This is a genomic window from Duncaniella muris, assembly GCF_003024805.1.
Lineage (GTDB): Bacteria > Bacteroidota > Bacteroidia > Bacteroidales > Muribaculaceae > Duncaniella > Duncaniella muris.
Genome location: NZ_PUEC01000010.1, coordinates 21,350 through 40,129, shown reverse-complemented (window position 1 = coordinate 40,129; position 18,780 = coordinate 21,350). Strand labels below are relative to the sequence as shown.

Annotated in this window: 10 protein-coding genes; 4 read left to right on the top strand and 6 right to left on the bottom strand. The window is 55.0% G+C overall.

All coding sequences use genetic code 11. The features are described 5' to 3' along the window. Positions 1–13 precede the first annotated feature (13 nt). Positions 14–1,195: a MalY/PatB family protein gene (locus C5O23_RS05615; protein ID WP_107031971.1), complete on the bottom strand. Its 1,182-nt coding sequence runs from the start codon at positions 1,193–1,195 to the stop codon at positions 14–16. 55 nt (positions 1,196–1,250) lie between these two features. Next, positions 1,251–2,429, bottom strand: a complete 1,179-nt coding sequence (locus C5O23_RS05610; protein WP_107031970.1) for a trans-sulfuration enzyme family protein — start codon at positions 2,427–2,429, stop codon at positions 1,251–1,253. A gap of 223 nt (positions 2,430–2,652) precedes the next feature. Between C5O23_RS05610 and C5O23_RS05605 the strand changes: the two genes are divergently transcribed. Beyond that, positions 2,653–4,275 (top strand): ABC-F family ATP-binding cassette domain-containing protein, encoded by a 1,623-nt coding sequence (locus C5O23_RS05605; protein ID WP_107031969.1) that lies wholly within the window; start codon positions 2,653–2,655, stop codon positions 4,273–4,275. A gap of 218 nt (positions 4,276–4,493) precedes the next feature. Here C5O23_RS05605 and alaS read toward each other — a convergent pair whose 3' ends face one another. Continuing rightward, entirely contained in the window at positions 4,494–7,115 is a 2,622-nt protein-coding gene (gene alaS, locus C5O23_RS05600) for an alanine--tRNA ligase (RefSeq protein WP_107031968.1), read from the bottom strand. Between the two features lie 177 nt (positions 7,116–7,292). On the opposite strand from alaS, the gene C5O23_RS05595 reads away from it, so the two are divergent. Further along, positions 7,293–7,880 (top strand): hypothetical protein, encoded by a 588-nt coding sequence (locus C5O23_RS05595; protein ID WP_107031967.1) that lies wholly within the window; start codon positions 7,293–7,295, stop codon positions 7,878–7,880. Between the two features lie 71 nt (positions 7,881–7,951). Further along, positions 7,952–8,302 carry a PAS domain-containing protein gene (locus tag C5O23_RS05590; RefSeq protein ID WP_205743428.1) on the top strand — a complete coding sequence of 117 codons (351 nt, stop codon included), beginning with the start codon at positions 7,952–7,954 and terminating at the stop codon, positions 8,300–8,302. Positions 8,303–8,308: 6 nt separating this feature from the next. Here the strand turns inward: C5O23_RS05590 and C5O23_RS05585 are convergent, their stop codons facing one another. Then, positions 8,309–9,001 (bottom strand): SIMPL domain-containing protein, encoded by a 693-nt coding sequence (locus tag C5O23_RS05585; protein WP_107031966.1) that lies wholly within the window; start codon positions 8,999–9,001, stop codon positions 8,309–8,311. A 203-nt stretch (positions 9,002–9,204) separates the two neighbouring features. Between C5O23_RS05585 and mutS the strand changes: the two genes are divergently transcribed. After that, positions 9,205–11,823, top strand: coding sequence for a DNA mismatch repair protein MutS (mutS, locus tag C5O23_RS05580; RefSeq protein ID WP_107032018.1), 2,619 nt, complete (start codon positions 9,205–9,207; stop codon positions 11,821–11,823). Positions 11,824–12,004: 181 nt separating this feature from the next. On the opposite strand, the gene C5O23_RS05575 is transcribed toward mutS, so the two are convergent. Beyond that, the gene (locus tag C5O23_RS05575) at positions 12,005–14,725 is read right to left on the bottom strand and encodes a two-component regulator propeller domain-containing protein (RefSeq protein WP_107031965.1); all 2,721 of its coding nucleotides are present in this window, start codon (positions 14,723–14,725) and stop codon (positions 12,005–12,007) included. Positions 14,726–14,862: 137 nt separating this feature from the next. Continuing rightward, positions 14,863–18,768, bottom strand: a complete 3,906-nt coding sequence (locus C5O23_RS05570) for a pectinesterase family protein (protein WP_107031964.1) — start codon at positions 18,766–18,768, stop codon at positions 14,863–14,865. Positions 18,769–18,780 lie beyond the last annotated feature (12 nt).

The window sequence follows — 18,780 nt, the reverse complement described above, 5'->3', positions numbered from 1 at the left end:
TGAAGAGGGGTGTTCAGGCTTTTTCCATGATCGCGTTGCGGAGGCGGTCAAGGGCTTCGCGGATCACGGAGCGGGGTGAGGCTACATTGAGGCGCATGAAGCCGCGGCCCTCGCGGCCGAACATCTCGCCGTCGTTGAGCGCAAGACGTGCGCGGCGCACAAATAGGTCTGTCAGGCCGTCGTGGTCAAGTCCGAGACTGCGGCAGTCAAGCCATACAAGGAAACTGGCCTGCGGGCGCAGTGGCCTGATCTGAGGCATGTTGGCCTTGCAATAGTCAATGACGAAGTCGATGTTGCCCTCGATGTAGCGTAGCATTTCTTGCCTCCATTCCTCGCCCTGGCTGAAGGCCGCTATGGTGGCTATTGGGGCGAAAAGGGTCGGTTCGTTCAGTTCGTTGGCTGTCAGCCAGCTGAAGAAGCGCTGGCGGATCTGCGGGTCGGGCACTATGGCGTAGGAACTGACGATACCTGCTATATTGAAGGTTTTTGACGGGGCGCCGAATGTGATGCTGCAGGCTGCTGCTTCGGGGCTTACGGATGCAAAAGGAATGTGGCGGTTGTCCCAGAGCGCCATGTCGGAGTGGATTTCGTCGGATATGACGAGTATGCCGCGGCGGTGACAGAAGGCGGCGAGGCGGCGGAGGGTCTCGCGGTCCCAGGTGATGCCGGCAGGGTTGTGGGGGTTGGAGAGGATGAGCAGACGGCATTTTTCGTCAGCGACTTTTTCGAGATTGTCGAAGTCCATGCTGTAGCTGCCGTCGGGGTTTTCCTTGAGCGGGTTGAAGACCACTTCGCGGCGGTTGCCTTCGGGCGTGAGGCGGAATGGGTGGTAGACCGGGGGCTGGATGATCACTTTCTCATCTTCCCTGACGAAGACGTTGATCACCATGCCGATGCCTTTCACTATGCCGGGTATGTAGGTGATCCAGTCGCGTTCCACCTCCCAGCCGTGATGGTCGGCGATCCAGCGGATCACGGTGGGCCAGTATTCGGCGGGTTCTACGGTGTAGCCGAAAAGTGAGTGGTCGAGTCTCCGGCGCAGGGCGTCGGTGATGAAGCCGGGGGTCTCGAAATCCATGTCGGCCACCCAGAGCGGCAGGAGATCGGGGTCGCCGTAGCGCTCTTCAAGTACGTCGAATTTCAGTGCTCCGGTGCCTTTGCGGTCAACCGGGCTGTCAAAATTATATTTTCCCATTGTTGAGTATGTGCGTGAAGTCAGAGGGCGTTTTTTACAACCTTTTTTATTTCGGTTATGACTCCTGCAGGGCCTGGCGGATGTCATCGAAGAGGTCGTCGACATCTTCGAGACCTATTGAGAGGCGGATTGTGGTGTCGAGAATGTCCATGTCGCGGCGTTGCTCGTCGGTGAACGGTCCGAAGATGGTGCTCGCCGGGTGGATGGCGAGAGAGCGGTTGTCAAAGAGGTTTGTGGCGCGGCGTATGAGACGGAGATTGTTGATGAAGCTGAAGCAGGCATCGCGGTCGGCGAGGTCGATGGTGAGCATTGCGCCGGCTGTGGGACCGAACTGGCTGCGGGCAAGATCGTGATAAGGGTTGTCGGGCAGCCCTACATAGTTGACGCGCCTGATGGCCGGAAGTGTGCGGAGACGTTCGGCGAGGGCCTGGGTATTGGCCGACTGTATGCGGTAGCGGGCGTCGAGATTTTCCAGTCCGAGAGTCTGCATGTAGGCCGCATGAGGGGTCATGTATGCGCCGAGGTTCAGAAGCATTTCCGAACGCATTCGTTTACCGAAACCCTCGCAGGTGCCGTAGTCGATCACCAGACCGCCTATTGATGTCGCGCCTCCGGAGAGATATTTGGTGCTTGAGACTATCTCGATGTCGACGCCGAGCGCGTGGGAGTCGAATTCTGTGAACGGTATGGCGGTGGTGTCAGCTATAAGCGGAATGTTGTGGCGATGGGCAATCTCGGCCAGCGCGCGGAGATCAGCCACCTCCATCTGCGGATTGGTGATGATTTCGAGATAGATGCAGCAGGAGTTTTCATCGACAGTCTTCTCCACTTCGGCAAGATCGGTCAGGTCGCAGAGGCGGGCTCCTACACCGAAGCGGCTGAGTGTCGAGGTGATCAGCGCGTAAGTGTTGCCGAACATGTGGCGCGATGTGACGATGTTTTTGCCTGCTCCGGCCACGGCCATCAGCGAGTTGCTGATAGCGGCCATCCCGGAGCTGAATGCAATGACATCTTTGGCTCCGGTGAGATCCTTGATCTTGTTTTCGAAATATATGACGGTCGGATTGGTAACTCTCGAATAGTCCGGGGCCGAACTGCGGCCGCAGAAAGCATCGGCCATCACGTTGGCGTTGTCAAACTCATAGGCGGCGGTGTGGTAGACCGGCATGCTCAGAGAATTGTAAGCGTCAGGGCTCTGGAAACGTGTGTGGATTGCTCGTGTCTGTTTTTTCATGACATATGTGTGATGAATTTGTCGCAAAGATAAATATAAAAAATGAAAAAACCTGCAAACAAAGTTCACTGCGACAGCCGTTACTTTGACACTTTTTGCCATATCGGCAGACGCTATCGCATACCCGGTGGAAAATCATTAGTTTATGTGGAGAAAAATTCGTAACTTTGCACCCCGAAAAATCAGAATCAATCATTCTCGAAGAGTTTATATAAAAAATTAGATGATAGCTGTTAACAATTTAGGAATCCAATTCGGCAAGCGTGTGCTCTTTCAGGATGTGAATCTCAAGTTCACTCCGGGCAACTGCTATGGTATAATCGGTGCGAACGGAGCCGGCAAATCGACTCTTATGCGCATTCTCAGCGATCAGCTTTCGCCCACTCACGGCACTGTGAGCCAGGGTCCAGGCGAGCGCATGAGCGTCCTTGAACAGGACCACTTCAAGTTTGACGACTGCACGGTGATGGAAACCGTGCTCCGCGGCCACACTGTGCTCTGGGATATCATGCAGGAGAAAGACGCTCTCTATGCCAAGGAAGATTTCTCTGATGCCGACGGCATCCGCGCCTCTGAACTGGAGGAGAAATTCGCCGAACTCGAAGGCTGGAATGCCGAAAGCGACGCTGCGGCCCTCCTTAGCGGTCTCGGCATCAAGGAAGACAAGCACTATACTCTCATGCGCGACATGAGCGGTAACGAGAAAGTCCGCGTGCTTCTCGCCAAGGCTCTTTTCGGAAATCCTGACAACCTGCTGCTTGACGAACCTACCAACGACCTTGATCTTGACACCGTGGCATGGCTCGAAGACTATCTGTCGAAATTCGAAAACACTGTGCTTGTGGTCAGCCACGACCGTCACTTCCTTGACTCCGTCTGCACCCACACTCTCGATATCGACTACAACAAACTCACCCTCTTTGCCGGAAACTACAGCTTCTGGTATGAGTCATCACAGCTTGCCCTGCGCCAGCAGCAGCAAGCCAACAAGAAGGCCGAGGAAAAACGCAAGGAACTTCTTGAATTCATCCAGCGCTTCAGCGCCAACGTGGCCAAGTCGAAGCAGACCACCTCGCGCAAGAAAATGCTCGAAAAACTCAATGTCGAGGAGATCCAGCCCTCATCGCGCCGCTATCCCGGCATCATCTTCACCCCCAACCGTGAGCCCGGCAACAAGATTCTTGAAGTCAAGGGTCTCACAGCATCGATCGACGGCGAGATCCTTTTCAAGGATGTCAATTTCCAGGTGGAGAAGGGCGACAAGATCGCTTTCCTCAGCCACGACCCGCGTGCGATGACTGCCCTCTTTGAGATCATAACCGGCAACCGCAAGGCTGACGAGGGCACCTATGAATGGGGCCAGACTATCACTACCGCCTATCTGCCGCTCGACAACTCTGCCTTCTTCAACTGCGACCTCAACCTCGTTGACTGGCTTTCGCAGTTCTCCAATGACAGCTCAGAGATCTATCTCAAAGGCTTCCTCGGCAAGATGCTGTTCTCAGGCGAGGAGGTGCTCAAGAAAGCATCTGTGCTTTCCGGTGGAGAGAAGATGCGCTGTATGATAGCCCGCATGATGATGGCCGATGCCAACACTCTCGTACTCGACTCGCCAACCAACCATCTTGACCTTGAGTCGATCCAGGCCTTCAACAATACGCTTCAGGCCTTCAAGGGCAATCTGCTTCTGTCAAGCCATGACCATGAGTTTATCCAGACTGTCTGCAACCGCATCATCGAGCTTACTCCAGGCGGTACGATCGACAAGATGATGGACTATGATGACTATATCACCGACGAGAAGGTGCTCGCCGCCCGCGAAAAGCTCTACCCGCAGAAAGCCTGATCATCTCTTCCGCAGGCCGTCACTGACAAAATAGAAAACCCGCAAGCGTGATCTGAATCCGATACACGTTTGCGGGTCTTTTTTTCTGCCTTCATGCAAGGATATGAATTGTTTCCCGGCAAGTCTGTAGATAGCGGTCAGGCAGTAGAAAAAACGCTTCGGACCACAGTCGGTCCGAAGCGTTTTTTGTGATTTTTATCTGCTGATGCAGGATGTGCTTATTTGCAGATGGCCTGGTGCATTGCCTGGAATGCCTGGGCTATGCCGTCTTTGTCTTTGCCGCCTGCCTGGGCGAATCCGGGCTGGCCGCCGCCGCCACCCTTGATGGCTTTGGCTGCCTCACGTACAATCGCTGAGGCGTTGAGGCCTTCCTTGACAAGGTCATCGGTGAAAGCCACGGTGAGCAGTGGCTTGCCTCCCATGTCGACTGTGGCTGCGATAAACGCAGTCTTTTCAGGTGACTGCTGGCGCACTCCGAAGGCAATTCCTTTGACCACATCGGGCATACGGACACCGGTGATCGACACGAGTCTGATGTCATTGACGGTCTCGGCTTTGGCAATGGCATCGGCTGTGAGGTTGCGGATGCGTTCCTGGAAATATTCTTCGGCCTGCTTGCGCAGTTCGGCATTTTCCTCGATAGACTTGCGGAGAGCCTGGAGCACGTCAGGGGCATTGTGGAGCAGTTCGCCGACTTCACGCATGTTGTCTGAAAGCTGGTCGATCATGTCTTCGGCCACATCGCCGGTCACTGCCTCGATACGGCGGATGCCGGCGGCGATGCTCGATTCGGAAATGATGCGGATCATGCCGATATTGCCGGTGTTGGGCACGTGGGTGCCGCCGCAGAGTTCTACTGAGTCACCGTATCTTACCACACGCACTTCTTCGCCGTATTTCTCGCCGAAGAGAGCCATTGCGCCCATTTCAAGAGCTTCGGCTATCGGCATGTGGCGGTGTTCGTCAAGCGCGATGGCCTTGCGCACGTTGGCGTTGGCTATACGCTCTGCCTTGCGGAGTTCTTCAGGAGTGACTTTCTGGAAGTGAGAGAAGTCGAAGCGGAGCATTCCGGGCGACACGTAAGAACCTTTCTGTTCCACGTGTGAGCCGAGCACTTCGCGGAGTGCGGCATGGAGCAGGTGGGTGGCGGTGTGGTTACACTCGGTAGCGCGGCGGTTGGCTTCGTTGATGCGGGCGGTGAATTCGGCTTCCACGTTGGCAGGGAGTTTCTTGCTCAGGTGAACTGCCTGGCCGTTTTCGCGCTTCGTGTCGTAGATCTCGATCTTTTCGTCGGCCGATTCGAGCCATCCGCTGTCGCCTACCTGTCCGCCCATTTCGGCATAGAACGGAGTGGTGGAGAGCACTATCTGATAGAACTCCTTGTTTTTCTGAGTCACCTTGCGGTAGCGGAGTATGCGGGTGGGTGCTGAGGTCACATCGTAGCCCACGAATTCGGTTTCGCCTTCGCTGACGGTCACCCAGTCTGTGGCTTCTACAGCAGCTGCGTTGCGGGCACGGGTCTTCTGGGCTTCCATCTCGACGTCGAATTCCTTTTTGTCGAGAGTCATGCCGTTTTCCTTGAGTATCAACTCGGTGAGGTCGAGCGGGAAGCCGTAGGTGTCATAAAGCACAAAGGCTTCTTTGCCCGAAATCTCGTTCTTGCCCTGCTTGCGGGCGTTTTTGATGGCCTCGTCGAGAATGGCGATACCCTTGTCGAGAGTGCGGAGGAAAGAGTCTTCCTCTTCTTTGATCACCTTCATGATGAGCTCTCGCTGGGCTGCGATTTCAGGGTAGGCTTCGCCCATCGAGTCGATGAGGGTGTTGACAAGCTTGTACATGAACGCCTGCTTCTGGTCAAGGAAGGTGTAGGCATAGCGGACGGCACGGCGCAGGATTCGGCGGATCACATAGCCGGCCTTGGCGTTGCCGGGGAGCTGGCTGTCGGCAATCGAGAATGCGATTGTGCGGACGTGGTCGGCAATCACGCGCATGGCCACGTCGATCTTGACGTCTTTGCCGTATTCCTTGCCTGAGAGCTGCGCAATGCGGCTGATCAGCGGAGTGAACACGTCTGTGTCATAGTTTGATTTCTTGCCCTGGAGAGCCATGCAGAGACGTTCGAAGCCCATGCCGGTGTCGATCACCTTGGCTGGGAGCGATTCGAGAGAACCATCGGCCTTGCGGTTGAACTGCATGAACACGAGGTTCCAGATTTCGATCACCAGAGGATTGTCTTTGTTGACAAGCGATGCGCCGTCAGTCTGAGCGCGTTCTTCATCGCTGCGGAGGTCGATGTGGATTTCCGAGCAGGGACCGCAGGGGCCTGTGTCGCCCATTTCCCAGAAGTTGTCGTGTTTGTTGCCGTTGATGATGTGAGATGCGGGGAGATGCTTTTCCCAATATCCGGCAGCCTCGTCGTCGCGAGAGAGTCCTTCGTCAGGCGCGCCTTCAAACACAGTGGCATAGAGGCGGGCCGGGTCGAGCTTGAGCACGTCCACGAGATATTCCCAGGCCCAGTCTATGGCTTCCTGTTTGAAATAGTCGCCGAACGACCAGTTGCCGAGCATTTCAAACATTGTGTGGTGGTAGGTGTCCATACCCACTTCCTCAAGGTCATTGTGCTTGCCTGAAACGCGGAGGCATTTCTGCGAGTCGGCCACTCGCTGGTATTTCGCGGCTTTATTGCCCAGAATGATATCTTTGAACTGGTTCATGCCGGCGTTGGTGAACATCAGGGTGGGGTCATCCTTGATCACCATCGGGGCGGAGGGCACGATGTGATGGCCCTTTGAGCGGAAAAACTCTTTGAAAGATTCGCGTATTTCCTTAGCTGTAAGCATAATTTATGGTGGTTTATTTGATATTTTCAGATATTTTCGGGCCTTCCGGCCAAACAACCTGCAAAGATACGAAATTTTTTTGCTTGTCTCCGCATTATCGCACTAAATACGGGCGGGGCGGGTGTAACTTTGTGCGTAAATTTAACCGTACAAGTGTACAACCTCTTATAATGCGCTATGAAAATACCTGCTTCTGCCACAAAGGGCAAAAAATGTGCGGCCGCCCACCGCCTCCCTGTCTCGCAAAAATTTTATAATGAGATTTCAGCCCGCATCAGATCGTCATTCGCATCTGTAAGCCCGTCAGATGCTCTCGCTGAGTCGGCGATATGCTGCGTGGAGTCATATCTGCGCGAGGGTTTGTTGCCCTCCGGCGCGGTGGTTGAATCCGTGCGGCTGATGTTTGCACTGCTTCGGCCGGAGATAGACAAAGCTATGGCCCGTTCGGCGGCGGCCCGCAGGCGCAGGCGCAAGCCGCAGACTGACGCGACTGTCACTGGCGGTGCTGAAAATGAGCCGTCATCTGAGTCAATATCCGATGCCATTCCTGAGTCTGTCAGGGAAATGGCTGGCTCTGATTATGATCCTGAAAAACTTGCAAATATTTTCAAAGCCCTTTCGCGCCCCTTTGATGAAGACGAGGAGCATGAAGACGATGAGGAGGCCGGAGATGCCGCTCCGGCCGTCATGCTCAACCGCCGCCAGCGTCGCCGTCAGGAGCGCCTTCAGCGTAGGGATGCCCGCAGGTTGGCAAAGAGACGATGAAAAAAACATCGGCAGTGCCGGGCTATATATTCGCGGCAAATCACTACTTTTGCGGTAAAGTAAGAAATGTCATGGAAAATATTGAAAAATCGCTGCCCGACTGGGCTTTTCAGATGAACTGTGCCGTTACCGTGTGTGATGCCGACGGAGTGGTGGTCTATATGAATGAAAAGGCACTCGAAACATTTTCGAAACACGGAGATATGCGTGGCCGCAATCTCATTCCGTGTCATAATGAAAAATCAGTAAGCATGATCCGTCATATGCTTGCCACCGGTGAGTCAAACGCATATACGATTACAAAAAACGGTGTCCGGAAGATGATCTACCAGACACCGTGGCGCGTTGAGGGACGGATTGCCGGACTTGTCGAGATCTCGATGGTGATTCCGGCTGAAATGCCCCATTATGACAGAGGCTGAATCTGATCAGTCCTCAAGATAATAGACAATCGTAGAGACTACGCGGACTTTCTTGATGAAGGGAGTCGAGGAGTCGCTGTCGTCAATCGAGAACTGTCCCTGCGATGCAGTCTTGATTTTTCCCACACGGCTGTCGCTGTCGGCTGCAAACTGGTCGGCTGCCGAGCGAGCGTTTTTGGTGGCCTCGGCTATCATTTCAGGCTTTATGGAGTTCAAGCCTGTGAACTGATAGTTGATATAGGAATTGGAGAATGCTATTCCCTCTTTGAGCAGTTCAGACTGGCGGTTGAGCAGCTCGCGCACCTTTGCCACCTTGGTGGTAGTGACGGTCACCGTGCAGTTGATCGAATAGTTGTAGCTGAACGAGTCGGAGCGGTAGCGGTTCGAGGTGGCGTCATAAGCGTCAGGCGGATTGACTGAAATTTCGTCATCGCTGATACCGTTTGAGGTCAGGAATTTCACGATTTTGGCATTGTTGCTGCTGACCTGGTCATAGATGGTCTGAAGATTGTTGCCTGCCAGTGAATAGGTGATGGGCCAGGTGACGAGATTGGCTTCGACCTCACGTTCGGCGAGTCCGCGCACTGTCACTTCGCGGTCGCGGAAAGCGATGTTGTCAATGCCTGCTTTCAGGCAGAAACCGGAAATCACCATGCCGAGGGCTATGATGCCGGCTGAGATAACAGAAGATGATTTCATAAATGCAGATGAGTTAAATGTTAAGTTGATAATATTGATGTTTGAATTTGTGAGGATGGCAAAATTAGCATTATTTGCCGGATCACGCCAATAAAGAATGGAAAAATTTGTAAATTTGTAGTTCGATTTTCCTCTATACTGATTTCAAAATAAACGGACGCGAGGGTTATAAGAAAAAATCCTTGCGCCTGACAACTGATGATATGGCAAAAAAAATAGCTGAGACCCCGCTGATGAAGCAATACATGGAGATGAAGAAGAAACATCCCGATGCCATTCTGCTTTTCAGGGTCGGTGACTTTTATGAGACTTTTTCCGAAGATGCGATAGCCGCGTCAGAAATTCTCGGCATAACCCTTACGCGAAGGGCCAACGGGTCGGCCCAGTATGTGGAGCTTGCCGGATTTCCGCACCACGCTCTTGACACCTATCTGCCGAAACTCGTCAGGGCCGGCAAGCGGGTGGCCATATGCGAGCAGCTGGAAGATCCGAAGACCACAAAGAAGCTTGTCAAGCGCGGCATCACCGAACTGGTCACCCCCGGAGTATCGATCAACGACACTCTGCTTGACCATCGCGAAAACAACTTCCTCGCGGCTCTCAACTTCGGTAAGCAGACCATCGGGGTGGCCTTTCTCGACATTTCGACCGGCGAATTTCTCGCAGCCGAAGGTTCGGCTGACTATATAGAAAAACTTCTCGGCAATTTCGCTCCGAAAGAAGTGCTCGTGGAGCGCGGCAACAAGAAACTGCTGGCCGACAGCTTCCCGGAACACTATCTTGCCTTCGAGCTCGACGACTGGATTTTTACCGAAGACGCCGCAATGGACCGTCTGCTCAAACAGTTCGAGACAAGTTCGCTCAAGGGCTTCGGAATCAACGCTATGCCATCGGCTGTCGTTGCCGCCGGTGCCATTCTCCACTATCTTGACATCACACAGCACACCCACATATCACACATAACCTCGATAGCCCGCGTGGAAGAGGAAAAAGCCGTCAGGCTCGACCGGTTCACAGTGCGGAATCTCGAACTCGTCCAGTCGATGAGCGATGACGGCAAAAGCCTCCTTGACGTGATTGACCGCACTGTAAGCCCTATGGGGGCGCGACTGCTGCGCCGGTGGGTGCTCTTCCCGCTGAAAGACGCGAGAGAGATAAACCGGCGCCTCGATATCGTGGAATATTTCTTCCGGGAGCCTTCAGAGCGTGATGATCTTAAAGACGCTCTCGCCCAGATAGGCGATCTGGAACGCCTGATCGGAAAAGTCTCGGCCGGGCGCGTCAATCCCCGCGAACTGATCCAGATGCACCATGCCTTGTCGATGATCGGGCCTATAAAAGAGATCTGCCTTTCATCGGGCCAGCCCGCGCTGGAAAGCATAGGCCGTCAGCTCAATCCCTGCGCCGAAATGGCCGCACGGATAGAGCGCGAGATAGCTCCTGATCCGCCTACGGCCATCAACCGCGGACCGGTGATCCGCGAAGGGGTCGACAGCGAGCTTGACGAACTGCGCGAGATTGCCTACAAAGGCAAGGACTATCTTCTGCAGCTTCAGCAGCGTGAAAGTGCGCTGACAGGAATCCCCTCGCTCAAGGTGGCATATAACAACGTGTTCGGCTATTATATCGAGGTCACCAACACTCATAAAGACAAGGTGCCCCCCGAATGGATCCGCAAGCAGACCCTTGTGAACGCCGAGCGCTATATCACAGAAGAACTCAAGGAGTATGAGGAGAAGATTCTTGGCGCACAGGACAAGATAGCTGTCATCGAGCAGCGCATCTACACCTCTCTGGTCCAGGATCTCTGTGAATACATCCCCGCCATTCTTCTCGATGCCCAGATGGTGGCGCAGCTCGACGTGTTCGGCTCGTTTACACGTGTGGCTCTCGAAAACCGTTACAACCGTCCGGTGGTCGACGATTCTCTTGAACTCTCACTTGTCGAGGCCCGCCACCCCGTGATTGAGAAAGAACTGCCTCCCGGCGAGCCTTATATCACCAACTCGGTCTCCCTGTCGAACAACGGCACGCAGGTGATGATGATCACCGGCCCGAACATGTCAGGTAAATCGGCTCTCCTGCGTCAGACGGCACTGAATGTGCTCCTGGCCCAGATCGGCAGTTTCGTGGCAGCTGACAGCGCTCACATAGGCATTGTCGACAAGATTTTCACCCGTGTGGGCGCGAGCGACAATATTTCGCTCGGAGAGTCGACTTTCATGGTCGAGATGAACGAGGCGGCCTCTATTCTCAACAACATGAGCCAGCGGTCGCTGATACTCTTCGACGAGCTCGGACGCGGTACTTCGACCTACGACGGCATTTCGATAGCCTGGGCCATCGTGGAGCATATACACGAACACGGTGGCATCCATCCGAAAACTCTCTTCGCCACCCACTATCACGAGTTAAATGAAATGGAAAAAAGTTTTAACCGGGTGGTCAACTATAATGTATCGGTGCGGGAAATCGACGGCAAGGTTGTCTTTCTGCGCAAACTCGCCCGCGGGGGCAGCGAACACAGCTTCGGTATCCATGTGGCAAAACTCGCCGGCATGCCCCAGACCATTGTCAGGAGGGCCGATGAAGTGCTCCGCCATCTTGAAAAAGTCAACCGCGAGAGCGACGAGCAGGTGAGCCGAAACCTCTCGGCTGTAGCCGATGAGGCTGAAGGAATGCAGCTGTCGTTCTTCCAGCTTGACGATCCGGTGCTTGCCCAGCTCCGCGATGAGATCCTCGATCTCGACATCAACAACCTGACCCCTATGGCGGCTCTCAACAAGCTCCATGACATCCGCACCATTCTCACCGGAAAATAAGGAGTAGGAACGGCACTGGCGTTCAGTCACGATGCAAGCGCATCGCTACATTGCTCCCCATACTTAGACCCCGTTCCCCGGCCATAACAAATATTGGGGGAACGGGGCCTTATTCCATGATCTGCGAGTACTGTAATGAAATTAGGTAATCGCCATTGAGACAATTGTATAGGTGCGGCGGTTATTCAGTCCGGTGTTCGCGGCGGTAGGCTGTGGGGGAGGTTTTGCGGGCGGCTTTGAAGCATTTCCCAAAGTAATTCAGGTCGGAAAATCCGCAGTCGAGGGCTATTTCCTTGATCGGGCGGTCGGTTTCGCTCAGCAGGGTGGCCGCGCGGCTGATGCGGCTTTCTTTGAAGAAGTCGGCCGGCGTCACGCCGAGCAGCGATTTCATCTTACGGTTCAGGCTGCTGCGGCTTGTGGCTGTAGCGGCTGCCATGTCGTCAATTCCGGCATCGGGGTTGCCGAGGTTCTGATTGATGAAGTCCATGACGCGGCCCATGAAAGCCTCATCGGCGGGGCTGAGGGTTGCGGTCGACGGCTGTTGCTGTTGCTGCGGGGCGCTGTCAGGCGGAGTGGAGAACTCGGCTGATTCGGTGTGGCTGTCGACGAGCCTGAGATAGGCGGCGAGCAGTTCTTTCTGCTTGCGTTTCATCCTGCGGATGTAGACTATGGTCCAAGTGACGCTCACTATGATCAGGAGGATGGCGAGGATGTAAAGCACATAGGCCGCGGGCGTTTCCCAAAAGGTCGGAGTGACGATCAGGGTCAGAGTTCGTGTGTTGTCAAGCCAGTTGCCGGAGCTGTCGGAGGAGCGGACATGCAGGCGATATTCTCCCGGATCCATGTCGAGGAAGGTCACCGAGCGGTTTGTGCCGAGGTTGTTCCAGTCGCTGTCGTCCATCGAGAACTGATATTGCAGATCTTCGGTTGAGCCGTAGTCGAGTGCGGCGAAATTGATAGTGATATTGCGTTCGTCAGGCGAGAGGATGATGCTGTCCGTGCGGGCCGAAATCAGGCTGTCGGGGCGGTTTTGGAGGGCTACGGAGGTGAAGATGACCGGAGGCACGGGGCGCAAGGCTGTGTCCGCACGGTCAAGGTTGACCGAGATCGCTCCGTCTTCAAGTCCCAGAAGCCACCTGTTGTCGCCGAGCCGTAGCGGAGCGGCCTCGCTGAAGTGCATGTGGCGGTGCCAGAATGATGCGGGATAGGTGACGGTGCGGCCTGAAAGCGGATCAAGGGTGTAGATCATCTTGTTACTGACCACGAGAATGTCGTCTGCACTGCCTGTCGGGGCAAGCGAGAGGGCAACGTCAACGGGCATACCGGTGCGCGTGTCGAAGTGGACGAAGCGCGCGCTGTCGGAGTCGGCTGAGATTTCGGGCGGGAGCATGTTGACACCGTCACTTTCAGTTGCGATGAAGAGCCGGCCTTTGGCATCGGGGAGTATGTTCATGACGGCGATGTTGCCGAGTGAGGAGTCGTCGCCGGGACGGCTGACATGCAGGCGGAAAGATGTGCGGTCGAAGCGTTTCTCAGCGGGAAGGCCCACGGTGAGAAATCCGCCGGTGGTGGCGGCGGTGATAAGGCTGTCGCCTATGATGGCGAGCCGGCGCACACGGACGGCATTTTGCGGATAGTCGGCAAATTGACCGAGGTGGATGAATTCCGGGACAACCGATGTAGGATTCAGGACACAGTCGATGCCTTTGCGCATGGTTGCAAGCCACATGCGGCCCTGACGGTCGAAGATGATGTCATAAATATCGTTGGCCGCGGGTGTCAGGCCCGGTTTCGCCAGATCGTGGCGGAAGTTTGTGACAGAATAAGCGTCGGCTGACTGCGGTGTGAGCCTGAACAGGCCGTCGGGTTTGCTGCCGAACCACATGTTGCCCTGCGGGTCGGCCGACATTGAGTAGATCGGAGATCCGAAGCTGACGAAAGAGTCGTGGAGATGTCCGTCACTGCCGAGATACCTGGGCGCGGCGCTGAGATCAGAGTAGACTGCCACGGCTTTGCTGTCGCTGTAAGAAATCCAGATACGCCCTTTCGGATCGCGGACGCAGCCGCGGACAATCGAGGGCTCAGGATGCGCGAGATAGGTGTAGGGGAGTTGGCCGAGGGTCAGGCAGAAGGCGCCGTCGTTGCTGCGCAGCCAGATGTTGCCTCTTGAATCAATGGTACAGCAGGTCAGAGAGCCATCAGGAGCATCGATGCGGGCTATCGTGGAGTAGGGGCCTGCGGCAGAGGGGGCAGAGAGGACCGTGCCGTCGCGGGTGATGAGCCAGGCGGTGCCTGTGGAGTCGGCGCGCGAGTAGAGGAGGTCTTCGTTGCGATAGCCGCCGACATTGCCAAGTTTGCGGGTGCCGGGCGAGTGGTATTTCAATTTCGGACGCTCGTCAGTAAAGGCCGCCGATTCGACCGGGTTGGAATCTGACAGCAGGATATATCGGCCGTCGGCGCATTTCAAGACGGTCCGGCCGTCAGTAGCTGTCTGTATCTGACTGACATCGAAGGCCGTGGCGAGTTTCTTTTCAAGCTGTGAATGAATGTCGGTGAAACGGTGGGTGGAGAGGTTGAAATACAGAATTTTGTCGTCGATACGGCACCACAGACCGCCTGTCGATGCGGGTTTGATGTCGCGGAAGCGTTCGGAGTAGGAGCGTGCCTCGTCGTCGATCTGCGGGCGGATGTGTTCGAATTTGTAGCCGTCAAAGCGGTTCAGACCGTTCCATGTGGCAAACCACAGGACTCCGTCACTGTCTTTGGCAATCTGCTTGACCTGACGCTGCGACAGACCGTCGTATTCATCATAGTGTCTGATATGGCAAAACGGAGTCGCGGCAAAGGCGGCAACTACGGCTGTAAGAATCAGAAAAGTGATGAATGACAGGCTGCGTTTCATATCGCAAATATAATGCTTTTAATCGAATCGGCAGTTTGAAAAGCAACAAAAAACAGAGTGCGATTCCATCAACGGGCCGCACTCTGCTATCGCGTATATGAATGTGTGTTTAAAATACTATCGCTGTTCGATAAATTTTAGAAAATAAGCTTCTCAACTTTGATGCTTCCGTCGCTGCAAAGACGGCGGACGATGTTCAGACCTCTCGCGGGAGCGTTCAGACGGCGACCCTGGAGATCGTAGATCTCGATGATCTCGCCTTGGCCGTTTGCGTCAGCTTCAATTTCGCTGATTCCGGTCACAGAACCGTTGATGACGGCTGCTTTGGGGCTGAGACCGCCGAATTCGTTGACAGCCTGGATTGAATAGCCGCTTTCATTGGCACGGCTGACGGCCGGGTCGACTGTCATTGAAGTTTCAGTTGTGAATCCGATGACTTCATCGCCCTTGGTGATGAGATAGCAGATGGCATAGGGCACGGCATCCCATGAGATCACGCCATTGCTCAGGCCGGCTGAGGGAGTAGCGCAGGATTCGGTCTTGATGACGGGTTCCCAGTTGTCGGATCCGGAGAGGACGTTGCGCACGGTGTACTGTGCCGCCTCTTCGTCAGTGAGCGAGTTTTTGGCTTTGCCGTAGACCTTTTCGCCGTTGTCCATGTAGTAGTATGTGTCGCGGCGCTGTGAGAGATCGAGGGGATTGCCGTTGGCGTCAACAGTGTTCCAGTCCGCCCAGATTGCGGGGAGTCCGCCCATAGTTTCATACCATCCGGTGGCGGGGATCGTCACCTCGGCGCGGGTGTTGAGGAAGACGGTCTTGGGGTAGTTGTGCCAGGGACGGCCGAGCCATACGGAGGTTTCCGAGGGCACACCGGGAGCTGTGATTGTACAGTTGTTGAAGACATAGCCCCATTTTACGTCCGTTCCGTGAGAGGGAGCCACGATGTAGCCGCCGCTCTTGCGGTTGATGTAGAGGATGGTATTGTCAATGAAGATGTCACCGCTGTTGTAGATGAAGTCTACAGCACCTTCGATGAATGAATCGCGGACATAAGCGCGGTAAGCTGAGGTTGACGGAGTGATCCAGGTGTCCTGATAGGAGAGCATGGCTACGTTGTTGAAGATGGTGCGGTCGCCGGTGGTGTTGAGGGCGAGAGCCTGAGGACCTTCTTGACGTTCGTGGCCGTAGGAGTTTTCGAGAGTGATGTTTTCGAATAAACAGTCGTTGGAATTCACGACTACGGTGGCACCTACGCTTACATGGAGGGCATTGTCACCGCCGCAAAGCTTGTCGTCGAGGATGACGGTTTTGTCACGGTCCTGGCCGATGATGTGGAGCATGGGCTTGGATGCGGGGATGTCGACGTGTTCGTTGTAGTTACCGTTTTTGACGAAGATGAGCCAGGGTTTCACGCGGTTGGCGGGAGCGGCATCGATGGCATCCTGGACGGTTGCGTAGTCACCGCTGCCGTCTTGGGCTACGATAGCGTCAAAGAGACGTGTTTCGGGCTGCGAGCGCTCCATTGTGGTGAATGTCAGAGTGGTGCCTGCGAAGGCGTTGCCGCTGCGGTCGGTGATGGCTCCGGCGGGAACGGTGAACGTATAGGTGGTGTTGTAGTCAAGACTGTTGTAGTTGTAGACGATGCTCTTGCCGCTGAGGGTAGGAGCGATGGTCTCGCCGTTGAGAGTGGCGTTGCCGGTGCCGGTCAGGACTTTTTCGTTGAAAGTAAGGATGATTGAACCGGTTGCGGAAGCTCCGTCAGCTCCGTCGGCGGGGATGGTGCTTACGAGTACGGGGGGAACATCATCGTTGGCGCTTTCGCGGTCGGCGAGGATGTAGAGTTCGGCGATGCTGAGACCGTCATTGTCGCTGGTGTTGCCGACGAGCGGAGAGGTGCGGTCAGGCATGAAGCGGATCCAGACGCGTTGCTGTCCGGCAGCTTCGGCGGGGAGGTTGAACTCGTTGGAAGTCCAGCCTGATTTGAGGTTGTAGGTGCCGAAGGGGTTGAAGTTCTGGCCGTCGGTGCTGTACTGTGCGTTGATGACGGTATAGGAATTGTAGGAGATGCCGAGGGCGGCAGAGAGGACGAGGTTGGTGTAGCCTACGGACGAGAATGACACTTCAAAGTAGTTCTGCTCCGAGAGGTTTTTCCAGATGCGTGCACCCCATTTGCCATTTTCAGCGCCGTTGCCGACACCGCGTGTGAGCCAAGAAGTGGTCTTGCCTTCGGGGTTGCGGAGGCTGAGCAGGCCGGCGTTGTCGCTTTCGGCTTTGTAGTCAGCGGCGCGCTCGCTTGCAGGCTGGTCGAAATAGAAGTCCCATCCGACAATGTAGTCGTCGGCCGAGAACACGGCGGTGAGGTTTTTCTCGCCGTCCATGCGGATTTCACGCGAGGGAGCCGTGGTGTTGTCTTCCCAGTTGTTGAAGGTCAGGATGCGGTTGTTGACAGTGGTGAGCCGGACATCGGTGCCCTCTTCGTAGTAGTGGACGCCATCAACTACGTTGCCTTCCGGGGCGAAAAGCACCTGATTGACATTGGCACCGCCCTCGATTTTGAGGTTGAGGGGGTAGACGTTATTCTGGTCGAAATTGGCGGTCAGCTCAGTGTTTTCGCTGATTTCAAACGAGTAGGGGTTGGCAGTTGAGACTGTCTTTCCGGAGGCATCGGTCCAAGAGGTGAAGTGATAGCCGAAGTTTTCAGTGACAGAGACCGTGAGGGCGGTTCCGGCATCGAATTCAGCTCCGCCGGGGGTGGAGGAGATGGTTCCGGCTGCGTGGATAGCGGATTTCAGGCTGAGAGTGTAGGAGGGAACTTCTTCGATCGCACCGCTGATTTTGCCTGAGAGTCTGATGTTTTGGAAAGCATATTGTTTGCTTGCATCAAGGTCCTTGATGTAGATTCTGATAAGGACAGGCCCGTCAGTGGCAGGCAATGAACTGAGATCGTATTCGCAGAGCGAGTAGTAGGGCTCGTTTTTGACGAGTGCGGGAGTGATATTGGTGGCGACAAGAGACTCGGAGCCGTCAACCGTCACGCCAACGTCAAATTTGCCGCCGTTGGTGCCTACGCGGCTTGCCTGAAATGATAATTTTCCGGGCTGGAATTTCAGACCCTTTTTGGGACGGATGATGAATGAAAGAGCGTTGGCTTCATCATTTGCCGTGTTTTTGCCGACAACGGGTTCGACCATCGTTGCCGAGATGCCGCCATCGGTACGGACACCCTTGATCAACAGGTTACTGCCGATCGAGAGACTTGCAACCGAGGTTGTGCCGTCAAGCGAGGCAACTGCGTTGAGATCGCTTGCAGGGCCCTTGTCGAAAGGCCATGAGTAATCTATGTCAGAGTCGACTGTGGTGGCGCCGGCTTCCTCGGCGGCGGTCACTGTGAAATAGTCGAGATTCCAGTTGGTTGTGCCTACTGTGGGGAGCAGACGGACGATGACATTGTCTTTGTTGTTGGCTGAGATTGATACGCTTGCTTTGTTATATATGTACCAGGCCGCGCTCGTGTCGTTCGTGCCGCCGTCGAACCATGAATTGCCTCCGTCGACTGACATGATGAGCTTGACGGGAGTTACAACATTGTTGCCCGGAGCCATTGCATAGTCGATGCTGATGCCCTTGTAGCCTTTGGTCGGGAAAGAGAATTCAAAGTAGGCTTTATGCTGCGAGGGATCGGTGTAGTCAGAGCAGTTATTTTCAGCAGAGCTGTTGTCGATGCGGAAAACGTAGTTCTGATAACCTTCGCAGAGCTGCCAGTAGCGGTTTTCGCTGTAAGCCGACATAGAGTAATCGGCTGAATTGCCTACGGCTTCGTCAGGACGCAAGACTGGGACTTGGTCTTTGAACCAGTAGTGGCCGATGGCAGCCCAGGCATTTCCGTTGGGAGTGTAAATTTGCTGAAGGCCTTCGCCTGCGGCTTTGTCATAGCCACCGTCGAAAGTCCAAGAGGCGAGCGTGGTCTGAGCAGAAACGCCCGCGACGGTTCCGGCAGCTATAAGGGCCGCAAGAGCCAATTTCTTTAAATAGTTGGATGACATGGAATAAGGTAT

Bases quoted from the DNA above. Each gene is read 5' to 3' on its own strand.
- alaS (WP_107031968.1), bottom strand. From the start codon at position 7,115: ATGCTTACAGCTAAGGAAATACGCGAATCTTTCAAAGAGTTTTTCCGC.
- mutS (WP_107032018.1), top strand. From the start codon at position 9,205: ATGGCAAAAAAAATAGCTGAGACCCCGCTGATGAAGCAATACATGGAG.
- C5O23_RS05605 (WP_107031969.1), top strand. From the start codon at position 2,653: ATGATAGCTGTTAACAATTTAGGAATCCAATTCGGCAAGCGTGTGCTC.
- C5O23_RS05575 (WP_107031965.1), bottom strand. From the start codon at position 14,725: ATGAAACGCAGCCTGTCATTCATCACTTTTCTGATTCTTACAGCCGTA.
- C5O23_RS05585 (WP_107031966.1), bottom strand. From the start codon at position 9,001: ATGAAATCATCTTCTGTTATCTCAGCCGGCATCATAGCCCTCGGCATG.
- C5O23_RS05615 (WP_107031971.1), bottom strand. From the start codon at position 1,195: ATGGGAAAATATAATTTTGACAGCCCGGTTGACCGCAAAGGCACCGGA.
- C5O23_RS05570 (WP_107031964.1), bottom strand. From the start codon at position 18,768: ATGTCATCCAACTATTTAAAGAAATTGGCTCTTGCGGCCCTTATAGCT.
- C5O23_RS05590 (WP_205743428.1), top strand. From the start codon at position 7,952: ATGGAAAATATTGAAAAATCGCTGCCCGACTGGGCTTTTCAGATGAAC.
- C5O23_RS05610 (WP_107031970.1), bottom strand. From the start codon at position 2,429: ATGAAAAAACAGACACGAGCAATCCACACACGTTTCCAGAGCCCTGAC.
- C5O23_RS05595 (WP_107031967.1), top strand. From the start codon at position 7,293: ATGAAAATACCTGCTTCTGCCACAAAGGGCAAAAAATGTGCGGCCGCC.